At 38.8% G+C, this 13580-nt stretch carries 11 protein-coding genes and 1 tRNA gene; 1 reads left to right on the top strand and 11 read right to left on the bottom strand.

What is annotated here, in order from left to right:
• Nucleotides 1-33: 33 nt before the first annotated feature.
• Nucleotides 34-106, top strand: a tRNA-Thr gene (locus tag BFS30_RS06955).
• 77 nt (nucleotides 107-183) lie between these two features.
• On the opposite strand, the gene BFS30_RS06950 is transcribed toward BFS30_RS06955, so the two are convergent.
• The 11 genes from BFS30_RS06950 to wzy form a co-directional block, all read right to left on the bottom strand.
• Nucleotides 184-1788, bottom strand: coding sequence for a gliding motility protein RemB (locus BFS30_RS06950; RefSeq protein ID WP_157263084.1), 1605 nt, complete (start codon nucleotides 1786-1788; stop codon nucleotides 184-186).
• Nucleotides 1789-1812: 24 nt separating this feature from the next.
• A complete protein-coding gene (locus tag BFS30_RS06945; protein ID WP_069378622.1) occupies nucleotides 1813-3771 on the bottom strand; it encodes a polysaccharide biosynthesis protein in 1959 nt (652 codons plus the stop codon).
• A gap of 186 nt (nucleotides 3772-3957) precedes the next feature.
• Nucleotides 3958-4899, bottom strand: a complete 942-nt coding sequence (locus tag BFS30_RS06940; protein ID WP_069378621.1) for an MraY family glycosyltransferase — start codon at nucleotides 4897-4899, stop codon at nucleotides 3958-3960.
• Entirely contained in the window at nucleotides 4896-5807 is a 912-nt protein-coding gene (locus BFS30_RS06935; RefSeq protein ID WP_069378620.1) for an NAD-dependent epimerase/dehydratase family protein, read from the bottom strand. The genes BFS30_RS06940 and BFS30_RS06935 overlap by 4 nt, the downstream gene beginning before the upstream one ends.
• On the bottom strand, nucleotides 5797-7041 hold the full coding sequence (locus BFS30_RS06930; RefSeq protein WP_157262885.1) for a glycosyltransferase family 4 protein: 1245 nt from the start codon (nucleotides 7039-7041) through the stop codon (nucleotides 5797-5799). The genes BFS30_RS06935 and BFS30_RS06930 overlap by 11 nt, the downstream gene beginning before the upstream one ends.
• On the bottom strand, nucleotides 7016-8161 hold the full coding sequence (gene wecB, locus BFS30_RS06925; RefSeq protein WP_069378618.1) for a non-hydrolyzing UDP-N-acetylglucosamine 2-epimerase: 1146 nt from the start codon (nucleotides 8159-8161) through the stop codon (nucleotides 7016-7018). The genes BFS30_RS06930 and wecB overlap by 26 nt, the downstream gene beginning before the upstream one ends.
• 35 nt (nucleotides 8162-8196) lie before the next feature.
• The gene (locus tag BFS30_RS06920) at nucleotides 8197-9315 is read right to left on the bottom strand and encodes an NAD-dependent epimerase/dehydratase family protein (RefSeq protein ID WP_069378617.1); all 1119 of its coding nucleotides are present in this window, start codon (nucleotides 9313-9315) and stop codon (nucleotides 8197-8199) included.
• Between the two features lie 3 nt (nucleotides 9316-9318).
• Nucleotides 9319-9801 (bottom strand): WxcM-like domain-containing protein, encoded by a 483-nt coding sequence (locus tag BFS30_RS06915; protein WP_208603038.1) that lies wholly within the window; start codon nucleotides 9799-9801, stop codon nucleotides 9319-9321.
• Nucleotides 9767-10801 (bottom strand): polysaccharide biosynthesis protein, encoded by a 1035-nt coding sequence (locus BFS30_RS06910; RefSeq protein WP_069378616.1) that lies wholly within the window; start codon nucleotides 10799-10801, stop codon nucleotides 9767-9769. Before BFS30_RS06910 ends, BFS30_RS06915 begins: the two co-directional genes overlap by 35 nt.
• A 46-nt stretch (nucleotides 10802-10847) precedes the next feature.
• Nucleotides 10848-12113, bottom strand: coding sequence for a hypothetical protein (locus BFS30_RS06905; protein ID WP_069378615.1), 1266 nt, complete (start codon nucleotides 12111-12113; stop codon nucleotides 10848-10850).
• A gap of 58 nt (nucleotides 12114-12171) precedes the next feature.
• On the bottom strand, nucleotides 12172-13569 hold the full coding sequence (wzy, locus tag BFS30_RS06900) for an O-antigen polysaccharide polymerase Wzy (RefSeq protein WP_237028759.1): 1398 nt from the start codon (nucleotides 13567-13569) through the stop codon (nucleotides 12172-12174).
• Nucleotides 13570-13580 lie beyond the last annotated feature (11 nt).

Here is a 13580-nt window from a genome sequence, read left to right as displayed (position 1 = left end):
TCTACTTTTGTGGCCTCACCAGAAATCATAAAAGCCTTCTTAGCTCAGCTGGTAGAGCAACTGACTTGTAATCAGTAGGTCATTGGTTCGATCCCGATAGAAGGCTCTTTATTTTACGAATAAAAAAAGCCAGCGCTATAAACGTTGGCTTTTTTTATACACCGTATCATGTGCTAATTGGAATTAAAAATCCTGATAAAGGTTCCTAAACGTACTCCTCAAACCAAAAGTTATTAATCCCGTATTTTTAGTCGTTATATTGCTTTCTCTCCGGTAAACCCCACCTAACTCCAGGCGAAGGTTATATTTTGGATTCAGCAGGTAAGAAACACGTCCTTCAGCAAAGTAAAGGTTGGTCTTGATTCCCTGCCCGATGTTGTTTCCATAATTGGACACCCTCGTCTCATAAGGGAGGAAAATATTCTTTCCATAATTCTGGCCTTCCGGATCCAGTCCGTATCTGGCGTACATTAATTGACCCTGAAAATCAAATCTTTTATAAGTATAATTCATGAGTCCCAATACTTCTCTGAAGTTTGCACCCAGAGGGTGAGCCAGCGGTTGGTTCATTGCGGCATAATTAGATACCCGGTCAAAATGAGCATAAGTATAAGGCCTTGCCGTATTGAATTCGGCCAGGTAGTTCAGACCTTCAACCTTAAACAAATCTGAACCTCTCAGTCCAATTTGAAGGGCCCATTTATTTGCCCAGTATCCCTTATTTCCAAAAAACTCTTTTGCTGTAAATTCATCGATCATAAACTGACCATATAGGGTCATTTTATCAAGCAGCTCATATTTAGCATTCAATCCTAAACGCATCTTGTCTGGCGAACTGGTATTTGCACCCTCTACTGAACGGAGGAATATAAAAGGATGAACATAATTAAAATCGAAGCCCCTCTTTCCTTCCACTTCTGCATCAGCCCAGGTTACTGCCTGGAAAAAACCTAGTGACAATCTGTTGGTAACATTCCAATCCAGGTAGTGCATTGCCGCCCATTTTCCACGATCACCAAGACGCCTGTCGTTGGTCAATTTAGGTGCTCCCGGATCCAGCATATAACCAAATATGGTTTGATACTGAACATTACCTAAACTAGCCCTCACCCTTAGGAAAGAATAATTGGCTGCAACATCCGAAAGTAACATGGAACGGTATCCATCTCCAATAAAGTTCTTATCGTATCCTAAAGCTATATTTAAGTGCTTGTTAGGCGTATAGGAAAGTAGGGCGGTAACATAAGACCAGTCCTTCGTATTTTTACCCAGTTTTCCGGTCATCTGGCTTGGAACTACCTGATTGGTGTTGATATAGTCATTTACATAATTTGCAAAAACACCCTGATTTTCAAATCCATTCATATAGAATGAAAATTGCTTTCCAACCTTTCCTCCAACCTGGAAACCTCTGGTATTCAGCCAGGTTGTTTTGCTATCCTCAAATTCACGACCAATCTGAAAGTCCGGAAGAAAGTCAGCATATACTTCGTAATCTTCACCTTTGAAATTAAATAAATGTTCTTCTGTAATTTTCCTTCTTACCCAGGACCTTTTATTTAAAGAATCAGTTCCCATTTGCATGAGACCTTCAAACCTGTGTACCAATAAGGAGTCGTCAGAATAAAAACCTTTAATAGACGAGTGAGACCGGTTATTAATATCGTAAACCGACTTATTCAATTTCTGATAAAATTGATATGAATATGGGATATTAACATTCGGTGTTTGAGCAGTTGCATTAAAGCATCCAAAAACCAGGACTCCTATCCAGAAGTAGTGTTTCATTTTAAAATTCATGAGGGATTTCATCTATTTATGTGCATCAGGTACTTCCTGAGACGGCACATCTAACTCTTCGAAGATAGAATTTTTGCTTTTAAACTCCGGTACGATGGCTTTCATCTTCTGTACTACTTTAGTCACATTATCAGTTAAAGCATATTTAAACAGCTCTACCAATTGATTTTGCACATCACCGAAATCATATTCTCTTACCTTGCCGATCATAATTTTTTCATGATGGGTAGGCATCGTATTTTCATTATCATTTAATAATTCCTCAAACAGCTTCTCGCCCGGGCGTAAACCTGAATAAGCGATTTTGATGTCTTGATTTGGAATCAGCCCAGCCAGTCGGATCATCTTTTTAGCCAGTTCTACAATCTTCACTGATTTACCCATATCGAAAATAAAAATCTCGCCACCTTTACCCATACAACCAGCTTCAAGCACCAATCGGCAGGCCTCTGGAATGGTCATAAAATAACGGGTAATCTCAGGATGCGTAACCGTAACCGGGCCCCCTTTTTCGATCTGCTGTTTAAACCTTGGGATTACAGATCCGTTAGAACCTAACACATTTCCAAATCTCGTGGTAATGAATTTAGTAATGGGTTTTACATGGAGGTCATTGATATAACTCAAGCCGTTGCTAAAGATATGAACATCATTATGCAGGGAGTTATTTAGCGACTGTACGTAGATTTCAGCAATACGTTTAGAAGCACCCATCACATTTGTCGGATTAACTGCTTTATCCGTTGAAATCATTACAAATTTCTGTACCCCGTGTTTTACTGATTTATCAGCAATTGTCTTGGTACCCAGAACGTTGGTTTTGATAGCTTCTGCCGGATTATCTTCCATTAATGGCACATGTTTATATGCCGCAGCATGGTACACGTAATGAGGCTTATAGGTTTCAAACAAAAACTCCATCCTCTTTTCATCTTTTACATCCCCTACGAAGGCATGAAAGTTAGTATTGGCATGGGTCTCTTCCAATTCCAGATAAATGTGATGTAAAGCAGTTTCACTATGGTCACATAAAATGATCAGTCCGGTTTCAAATTTTAAAAGCTGTCTGACGATTTCACTACCAATTGATCCGGCCGCTCCGGTAATCAGGATTCTTTTGTCTTTTAATTGTTCCTGAATACCTTTGATATCAATTTGAATCGCTTTTCGATTTAAGAGATCTTCAATATTAAGATTTTGAATCTGCGCAGTAGTGACCTGTCCGCGTGCCCAAACTTCAGGAGAAGGGATGTTCAGAATCTTTACATCATTTTCCAGACATACATCCACAACCTGATTTTTACGATCTGAAGGAATGGTATAGGAAGCAAAGATGATCTCCTCCACTTCATGCTGTATGATTAAGCTTTCCAGCTGAGCGGCGTCCAGAATTTTAACCCCATCAATGGTTTTTCCTACTTTACGCAGGTCATCATCAACAAAAGCGATGATGGTCTTATTTACTTTCGCATCATGGTCAAAAGTTCTTTTTGTAGCCACCCCGGCTTCTCCCGCACCATAGATAATTACCCTCAGTTTGTCCAGTTTTGAATTCTTTAAGTACATAAAAAAGTACTTCACTACAATTCTATAGGTAATCAGGAAAAGAAAACTAAACAGGGAATAGATAATGATAGCGACGTTACTGATAAAGGCACCCGAACCGGTAACGATAAACAACGCATTGATGAAAAATAAAATGAGTGAGCTGAGCACTACGGAGAATAAGATTCTGAAAGAATCCTGGGCACTGGTGTAACGAACAATCCCTGCGAAGGTCTTGACGTTATAAAATACCAAAGCGTTTACAATTACAGAAACGACGATAGATTTATAAAGTGCCAGTGTATCAATATTAACTATAATAAAATTATTCTTTAATACCTTGGCCAGGATTAATGCGACTATGCAAAGACAAATGTCAATTGTAAATATAATCCATCGGGAAACTATTTCTAATCTAGCAAACATAGCTTGTTTTTAGTAATGTCAAAATTAACAATAATTAAACCAAAAATTAATACCGGCTTGTTGGTATAATAAATCCATGTAATTTTTTCACTCTAATTCCGGAATGAGCTACATATTTTTCAGAAAACATGTCATGATCATTAAGAATTTCCACCCTATATATCTTGTAGTTTTTTATCATCTATATTATTTTTGAGTCATTATACGGGGTTTAATCAGCACATATATCGCTACTAAGGGACATATGGTGATGAAAAACACCGAAACAAAACTGAGAGGCAAAAATACAACAGCAACAATAATGCCTAATTGCACCAATGCATAGAGCGTAGAGACCAGTAAATGGGACCATTTCTGTTCATTGGCCAGAATTTGATAGAAATGAAGACGATGCGCGTCAAAAATATTCTGCTTTAACCCTAACCTGTGAATAATAGTCAGGACTGCATCTACCCCATATACTCCTAAAAACAGGATATAGGCATAATTTCCTGAAACAGTCATCAGCTTTAACAGCAGAAAAATGATCCAAAAGGCAATGGTAACGCTTCCAACATCCCCGGCAAAACACCTGGCTCTTTTCCTGAAGTTAAAAAACAGAAAAACAATGCAGGCCAATATGGGAAACCAGATCATATCTGGCTCAATGAATTCCGTAATGTGATAATTTACATACTGAAGTCCGCCAAGCACTACCAGGCTATAAAGTCCGGTAATGCCATTGATGCCATCCATAAAATTATAGGCGTTAATAATTCCGATAACCAAAATGTATAGGGCTATCGAGATCCACCAGGGGAAAGCCGGAAAAGTGCCTAGAAAAAGAAACATTAAGGTCACTGCCGCAAGGTGAAATATAATCCGGACTTTACCGGAAAGGGTAATCCGGTCATCAATAAAACTAATCGTTCCAATAATGAACAATCCAAGCACAGGCATCCAGAATTCAGGATGAAGCATCAGAACCGTTAATGCCGCAAAAAGAAAGATGATCCCTCCTCCCCGAATCGTGACTTCAGTATGAGAGCTTCTTTCATTTGGACGGTCAATTATATTGTAGCGGTCCGCAATGCGGAAGTACAATAACATGACTGCAAAGTAAACAATGGTTAGAATCAAATATATCATAAGGTCTTAGTCAATCTTTCCAGCACAGAAGATGGCTTCCATCCTAAAGAAGTCCTGGCTTTTACATCGTCAAATGTTAATGTTGAAGTTATTTTATTTATTTTATCTGTATTAATTGGAGAAAAGTCACCTAAAAGATCACCAGCCAATCCCAGTATTTTAGCTATAAAAAGAGGGATTTTCATCGGTAGTTTCCTTTTTAATGTGGTAGCCATTGCGGCTTCGAGTTCTGCAAAACTAGGGTTGTAACCGTCAGTCAGGTTATAAGTTCCACCTATATTTGCCAAAGCAGGCATAACATGAGGAATATCGTATTGCCATACTACGCTTTTGCGGGCATCGGCCTTTCCGATACTTAAATAACGCCCGGTACGAATGCCCCTGATCATTGCACCTAAGTTCCCCGGAGGATTAGGTCCGGCAATTAATGGCAATCGAAGCACTCCTAAAACAACATGATTTCTTTCTGCCCAGTCTTTTAACCATTGTTCAGCAAGAATTTTTGATTTTGCATATGGGGTTTTACCATTCAGCGGATGATCTTCAGGAATCATCTCTCCGGAATCCAGTCCGTAAACAGCAACTGTACTGATAAACAGGAATGACTTTGGCATAACTGCCAGACGCTCCAGTGCCAGACATAAATTTTTTGTCCCTTCAAAATTCACGTCATAAAACTCCTTTTTTTGAGCCTCATTACGTGGTACTGAATGTGCCTTCCCTGCCGCATGAACAACGATATCAAGGTCCAGATCCGGATTTAACGAGAAACTTTTAGTAATGTCAATATTCAGCTCCTGTCCCAGGATATCCAATCCTACAATACTTTGGCCTTCCTGAGTTAAGACATCTGTAATAATTCGGCCAAGAAACCCGCTTGCCCCGGTTACCAATACTTTAGTTCCCATTTACAACAAGTTTTAAGTATTTGTCCATTATAATTTCTTCCGAATATCTATTGACTGCTAAATCTCTCGCCCGCGTGCCCTTGTTGCTAATATCGTCAATATCTTTTACAGACAATCCGTTAAGAAAAGAAACCAGTTTATCCATATCCTGAATATTGAAGCACCAGCCAACGTTGTTTTCATTAATCATTTGCGCAATCTCACTATCATTACTTCCTATAAACAATATCGGGTTTCCGGCAGAAAGAATATTGTAAGATTTGGAAGGTACCCCCAAACCAGTCATCCCACTTTGAAGTGAGACAATTCCCACATTAGCTGCATTTAAGAATTTGTTTTGCATGTTTCTGGGCATGGGATTGATAAAACTCACATTATCCATCCCCTTTTTACTGACAAATTCTTTCATATCCTCTTTTACTGCCCCGTCTCCAATAAACATAAAATGGACCAGGGGATTTTTAACCTGGGCTGCTACCTCACAAAGTTCCAGTAAGCCCTGCACCCTTCCCATATTACCGGCAAATTGAAAGACAATCTTATCTTTTATCCCATGTTCTTTTAAAAACAGGTCCCCTTCCTCCTTATCGGGATGGATGGCCACTGTTTCTGCCCAGTTCTCGACAATATTGATGGTAGGTTTAGTTTTAAATCGCTCCAGTTTATGCTCAAAAACAATTTTCATATCCCTACCTATCACAAAGAGGCTGTACATTTTACTATACGCTCCGTCAAATAAAGATTTCAAACAGGAATACACCAGTCCGTCAGGCTTAATTAATTTCGCTGCGACCAGGTTTTCCGGAAAAACATCATGAACAACGGCATAACATTTCATTCGCTTAATTTTACAAACCAGGACGATCAGCAAGACCAGTGGGGCCGGATTGGTAACGATCAGGACCTCATCCCCTTTTGCAGACTTAGTCAGCAGTTTATAGGACAACTGTATACTCAACAAAATTAAGCGCAGAATCCGTTGTAATAACCGGTCCTTGTTTAAGGACAGGGATTTCACTCTGGTGACCTCAAATTGATCATGATCTGCTCTGGCCTCCGTTTTCAGATTGGAATTCTGATAGGAAGAGTCTCCGCATATCACATGTACCTTTTTTTCACGGGTAAGTGTCTCCGCTATTTTAGTCATGATATAAGCAGTAGACGTCTCTTCCGGAAAAAACAACTCAGATACGACCCAAAGTTTCCCCTTATTTACCATTCTCGCTCCAGACAACCCTCTTGATATAATCTACATAACTTATAATTATCCTGACTACTTTATCTGAAACATTAGGCATTGAATAATCCGCAACCTTTCTGAAGTTTCTCTCGGCTCCTCTCTTTTGATACTGTAGCTGTACCAACCCTTGCATAATTCGCTCAGGATTCATTCCCACCATCATCACAGAGGCTTCTTCCATCGCTTCCGGACGTTCATGTGCATCTCTAAGGTTTAATGCCGGGAAATTCAATGTTGAGGATTCCTCAGAGATGGTTCCGCTATCAGACAATACCGCGTACGATTTCATCTGCAATGCATTATAGTCATTAAATCCCATCGGTTTAAGGAATTGTATTTCCGGCCTCATGGTGATTTTCTTAGCATCAATCATATTTCTGGTTCTCGGATGCGTGCTTACAATAATCGGATATCCATATTTTTCGGCAATCAGATTTAAGCTATTCATCAAACCTAGGAAATTTTTCTCGCTGCTGATATTTTCTTCTCTATGAGAGGAAACCACAAAATATTTATGTTCCTCCAGGTTCAGACGGGTTAATATATCCGAACTCTCTATCTGAGGAAGGTAATGATTCAAGACTTCAAACATCGGTGATCCGGTCTTGATAATCCTGTCTGCTGGTAATCCTTCTCTCAATAGGTATTCACGGGCGATGTCACTATAAGTCAGGTTTACATCAGATACATGATCAACAATTTTTCTGTTGGTCTCTTCTGGAACACGCTGATCAAAACAACGGTTTCCTGCTTCCATATGGAATATTGGAATATGACGTTTCTTAGCAGGGATTGCACACAGGCAGCTATTGGTATCACCCAGAACCAAAAAGGCATCAGGATTTTCACTAATGAGTAAAGGTTCTATCTTAATTAGAATCTGTCCGACAGTTTCAATTGCCGTTGCTCCGGCAGCATTTAGGAAATGGTCCGGTTTCCGGATTGCCAAATCATCGAAAAAAATCTGATTCAGTTCGTAATCATAGTTCTGACCGGTATGGACAATAATATGTTCAATAGCTTCGGAAGCATCCAGAGCCGCCATTACCCTGGCTAATCTTATAATTTCCGGCCTGGTCCCCACCACGGTCATTACTTTTAGTTTTGATTTCATCTGTTTGTATTACTGATTAGCAATATTTAATTAAATTATACATTTTCAAAATAGGTGTCAGGATCTTTTGGGTCGAAAAATTCATTGATCCAAAAGTTCGTATATAATTCCTCTTCACCAATATTCTTTATATTATGCGTATACCAAATCGGCATATCAACATAGGAAGGCTCTTCTCCATCCAAGTAAAAATTCAGCACTTCATCGCTTCCAATTCTACGCAATTGTATTAAAGCTTTGCCTTTGATTACCGCAAAACGCTCAATCTTTCGGGTATGGTAATGGTTTCCTCTCGTAATTCCGGGAACTGTGGTCGAGAAAGATACCTGCCCGCCAATATTTAACCGGATAACTTCGACAAAAGCCCCTCTTGGGTCCGTGTGTTTAATAAATTTAACCGGATAATGCTTTTCATGGTTCATAAAGCACCTGAAAGTATTGAATAAATTGAGTTCAAATTTATTGTTCAATTCCGGGATGATACCAGCATCCAGATAGTTAACCTTATAACTTTCCAGGAGGGTTAAGATCTCCGATACCTTCATGACATCTGTATGTGCTACCGTAAGTAGCGACTGGCCTGAAAATGATTTGATCTCAGACAGGATCACCTGCACAAGATCACCAACGTAAATCAGCTTCACTTCTCCGTCTACTTCTATTGAAGGCTGCTCATTATGAGTGAGCTGATGACAAAAAGTGGAAATAAAAGAATTATAAAAAGGGACGCCAAAGGGGCCAAACACATTCGGGATAACCAATCCGGTAAACCTGCCTTTTGATTTTTCTGCCCAGCCGGCAAGAAGTTCCCGGCCTTCCTTTTTACTTTTGCCATATAGGTTATCACGCTCCTCCTGAGAGGAAGATGAAAATAAAACATGAGCTTCACTGTTTGTCGACTCCAGGGCCTCCACCAGTTTTTTCACCAGACCAACGTTCACATCGTAGATCACCTGCGGATCAGGGTGCCTGTTCATGGCTGCCAGATGGACGATTACATCACACTTGGCTACAAAATCATTTAATGCCTCCTGATCTTCGAAAAAGCCACGCTTAAAATCGATGCGCTCAAATTCCTCAGGAAAAAGGCCAACAGTATTATACAAATGTTGACCAACAAATCCATCCTGACCAGTTATACCTATTCTTATCATAATTTATATTTTATTCCAATCGCACCACAGCTCCGGGTCAAAGCGATAGTTATCATTAGAAGATTGTTCTACAGTAAAGTCCGAAAATACGATGATTTTAGAATTTATTTCAGCCGCTTTTAATCCGGTAGCATATCCTGCCGGTACATACAGGACCTCGCTGCTCTGCTCATTCAGCAAAAATTTATCCGGATCAAGGTCCAGGGAAGGCGTTTTCCAATCATCAGGTTTTACGACCAGAATATGGAAGCTTCCCGATACGACATAAAACCATTTTTTTTCTTTTTTATGTCCCTGCCATGCCCGCACAGTTGCTGTATCCGGATGACCTATTGTATAGAATCTTTTGACTTCATCCATATGGAAATCATTCGCAAAAGAAAGGGCACCGCGGTGATCAACATGATTTCCCCCTACAATAAGACCTGGTTTTTCATTCATAAACTGATTCTTATCCTGGGTATTGAACTGCAGTAAGGTCTCCAAATACTTCTTTTTTGATAAGCGGGAGGTTTGAGACTAATTTTTTCATCCCTTCTACACCAAGTTGTTCTGTGTTATGAGAGTGATAATCTTCAATTTTAGAGATGTCTGTTTCTCCTTCAGAAAAATACTGCGCATAATTTAAATCCCGGTTATCCGCCGGAACACGATAAAATTCGCCCATATCTTCCGCCTTTAACATCTCCTCACGGGTACACAGCGTTTCATATAATTTTTCACCATGGCGCGTGCCAATAATTTTAATTTCATTATCAGCTTTACACAACTCTTTTAAGGCCTGAGCTAGATCTCCAATTGTGCCTGCAGGGGCCTTATTTACGAACAAATCACCTGGATTTCCATGTTCAAAAGCGAATAATACCAAATCAACAGCATCTTCCAATGACATTAAAAAACGGGTCATATTAGGATCTGTAATCGTTAAAGCACCGCCTGATTGTATCTGTTTTAAAAATAAGGGAATAACCGATCCTCTTGATGCCATTACATTACCATATCTGGTTAGACAAACAGTAGTATCCTTCAAATTTCTGGAAGCGGCAATTGCTACCTTTTCCATTAAAGCTTTTGAGATCCCCATTGCATTAATAGGGTAAGCCGCTTTGTCTGTGCTTAAACAGATCACTTTAGTGACCTTATTTGCTACCGCAGCGTCAATTACGTTCTGAGTTCCAAATACGTTGGTACGGGTAGCTTCCAAAGGAAAAAATTCGCAGGAAGGGACTTGCTTTAATGCTGCTGCATGAAATACATAATCCACACCCTGCATTGCTTTATTAATGCTACTCAGATCTCTAACATCACCGATGTAATACTTTACCTTATCGTTTTTTAATGAATTACGCATGTCATCCTGTTTCTTTTCATCTCTTGAAAAGATCCGGATTTCTGAAAAATGGTCGGTATGAAGAAAACGGTTTAGAACAGCGTTTCCAAAAGAGCCTGTCCCTCCCGTTATTAAAAGTGTTTTATTTTGTAGCATTTCTTATGGTGTTAAATTCTTGGTTAAGTTAATAATCCGATTAAGGTTAGAGGTCCACTTTGTTTCCAATAGTAGTCATTTTAAAGGTCGATCCCTCAAATTTTTTCCCTCTGCTGGTACTGATACTCAGGGTGGTATTATTAGACCGGGCTTCTCCAAATACCAGGCCTTTAGATGCATTTGATTTCACTAAGGCTTTTATATTTGACCGAACAAGCGATCTGTTAGGATTTGAAGTGACTTTATCCGATTTCAATAAGTAATCGTAAGCACCTGTAATATCTAGGTCGTAATTGTTTTTCTGGGCCAGAAAGGTATCTGGTCCATACCAGCTTGGATTTAAATCAATCACTGAAACACAGGCCTGCTGAATTTTTATATTGCTGAAGGAACAGGAAGTATACCTCCCCCTGATTACAGAATTCACTTTATTTTGTCCCGTCACCTTTCCATTGAGAAACTTCACGTTATTAGCTCTTGACATGATGAAGACGCCGTCCACATTTCCACAATTTTCAGCAGTAAAATTCGAAACCGTAACCTTTAACTGCAGGCCGGATGTATCTAATCCATTGGTCTGTGTGACGATGGCGAACTGGTCACATCTTTTAGCATAAATATTATTGAAACTTGCTGTTATTTTACCGCGTTTAGATAAATCACGGTGAACAGAAATGGCTTTGTGACAATTCTCGATAACCGTTCCATCGGCAGAAAAACTAACCACACTCGAAGATTCTACCTGAAGTCCTTTTCCTCCGTCTTTCGGCCCGATATCACCCCTTTCAAAATTCCTTATATGACCTCCTTTTACTACACATGTTCCGCCATTTCCAAAACTAATTCCATTTTGTCCTGAACCACCCGCAAAAATGTGATTTCCATCTAATAACGGATTATTAAAAACAATACCTGTTGCACCCGGTTTATTGCGAAACATGGTGCCAACAGTCGTATAGCGGGAAAGTTTAAAATAACTGTTTCCAGTAAAGGTAATTGTAGTGTTAGAGCCTACATACAGGGTATTAGATATCATATAATTCCCAACGGATTTAGGAATGATGATTTCACCCCCACCCGATTGCTCTATGAGATCTAAAACTTTTTGTATAATCAACAGGTCATCATCTGCACTATTTCCCTTCGCTCCGGCATCTTTTACATTAACTATCTTTTGATTAGTTAATCTTTTCCCGCTTGCTGATGAAGAAAACGTTGAATTTAAAGAAGCAGGGGATTTCATTTCTGAAATGAGATTACCGCCACTTATTAAGGAGAGCAGTAAGATTGAAAAAGAACAAAGCTTAATCATTATTCATCATATTTGTTAAAAAAACACTCTAATTTTTTATAAATAATCATTCCCGATTTTAATCCAGGACCTTCTGTCCATTGGTTGAGAGCTGATTTTTTATCTTTTTAAATAAAATATATATATAATATATTATGATCATCATTAGGATAAGCCTAAAGAGGATGTAAGTATTATAAAAAAAGTTACCTCTCGGCGTTGAAAGTACATGTGATACAATTAGCATAGAGAATATCAGCAAATACTTACTCACCTTAACTTTTCTGGAAAAGTAGGTGATTAACCAAGTTAACAGAACACATCCAAAAAGCACACCAAAAATCCCGAACTCATAGAGTTCTGAAATAAATGAGGTTCCTAACGAAAATCCGCTTAAGTAATAATTCTCATTCATGGAGTAGGTTAAATGGTGTCCAAAATCACTTCTTACAGCAATCGTTTCAACACTCTGACCAGCTCGTAATAACCAGGGATTAAATATGACATTGATACCATAATATAGCGGGTCCAAAACATATGGAACCGTATGTGCCACAAATGTGCTCCCATATTGAATATAAATTGCGAGCGTAATCATACTGATCCCCTGGAAAGAAAAGAATGAAAAGATCATTTCACCTATCCCCATATCAACTTCACTGCTAATTCTCTTAAGTGCAACGACCTGAAGACAAATGATGGCAACAGTAAAATAGAGAAAGATTTTCTTGAATTTAAATTTCTGGCCGTATACAGCATGCAGATACCACAGAATAAACAGCACATTCAATACAATCCCCATCCTTGAACCAATAATCAGATTAAGCATCGATAGTCCCAGGTAAAAGAACGAATAGCCAATAAATTTCTTTTTAGAGGGCTTACCTCCTATGATAAAATAATAGCCTATACTAAAGAAAGTGATCGATAACCTGACAATTGGATTCATATCGGCTTGTTGTACTTCACCGGAAAATAAAGCCCCGTATCCTAAGGTTTTTATGAGCATAATTTGCTGATAAGACCGGAATAGAACCAGGGGAGAAGAAGAAATCATCAGAAATTTACCAAGACTGATTAAGTTCTGGTCTGTCTTCAAGCTTGGGAGGCTAAAATTAACGTCTTCAAACCTGACAAAATACAAAAAGCAAATTTGAAAAATTAGAATTGAGCAGCTGAGCACCATTACAATTTCAATTCGTATCAACATTGGAACGTCTACCTGTACGAGTGACTCAACAATATAGGAATACTGATAGCCCAAAACATCCAATATTGGCCTGCTTAACAGAAAGAGGCCAAACGTCAATAAAAACATGGTAAATAAATGCCACAATCCAACGAGGCGAATTGCAAAAAAAATAGCAAAAAGGTAAATGACTAATAATTGCCCTTCTAACAATTTAAGAAAACCATCACCTAAGTCATCAAAAAAAATAAGAGAAACATATTCAATTAATAATATGAAGACAAACATGCTTGCTACTA

The organism is Pedobacter steynii (assembly GCF_001721645.1).
Lineage (GTDB): Bacteria > Bacteroidota > Bacteroidia > Sphingobacteriales > Sphingobacteriaceae > Pedobacter > Pedobacter steynii_A.
This window is presented reverse-complemented; position numbering and strand designations above follow the sequence as displayed.

Excerpts from the sequence above, each read along its gene's own strand:
- BFS30_RS06935 (WP_069378620.1), bottom strand. The coding sequence starts at position 5,807 with ATGGGAACTAAAGTATTGGTAACCGGGGCAAGCGGGTTTCTTGGCCGA.
- BFS30_RS06905 (WP_069378615.1), bottom strand. The coding sequence starts at position 12,113 with ATGATTAAGCTTTGTTCTTTTTCAATCTTACTGCTCTCCTTAATAAGT.
- BFS30_RS06910 (WP_069378616.1), bottom strand. The coding sequence starts at position 10,801 with ATGCTACAAAATAAAACACTTTTAATAACGGGAGGGACAGGCTCTTTT.
- BFS30_RS06940 (WP_069378621.1), bottom strand. The coding sequence starts at position 4,899 with ATGATATATTTGATTCTAACCATTGTTTACTTTGCAGTCATGTTATTG.
- BFS30_RS06950 (WP_157263084.1), bottom strand. The coding sequence starts at position 1,788 with ATGAAACACTACTTCTGGATAGGAGTCCTGGTTTTTGGATGCTTTAAT.
- BFS30_RS06945 (WP_069378622.1), bottom strand. The coding sequence starts at position 3,771 with ATGTTTGCTAGATTAGAAATAGTTTCCCGATGGATTATATTTACAATT.
- wecB (WP_069378618.1), bottom strand. The coding sequence starts at position 8,161 with ATGAAATCAAAACTAAAAGTAATGACCGTGGTGGGGACCAGGCCGGAA.
- wzy (WP_237028759.1), bottom strand. The coding sequence starts at position 13,569 with ATGTTTGTCTTCATATTATTAATTGAATATGTTTCTCTTATTTTTTTT.
- BFS30_RS06920 (WP_069378617.1), bottom strand. The coding sequence starts at position 9,315 with ATGATAAGAATAGGTATAACTGGTCAGGATGGATTTGTTGGTCAACAT.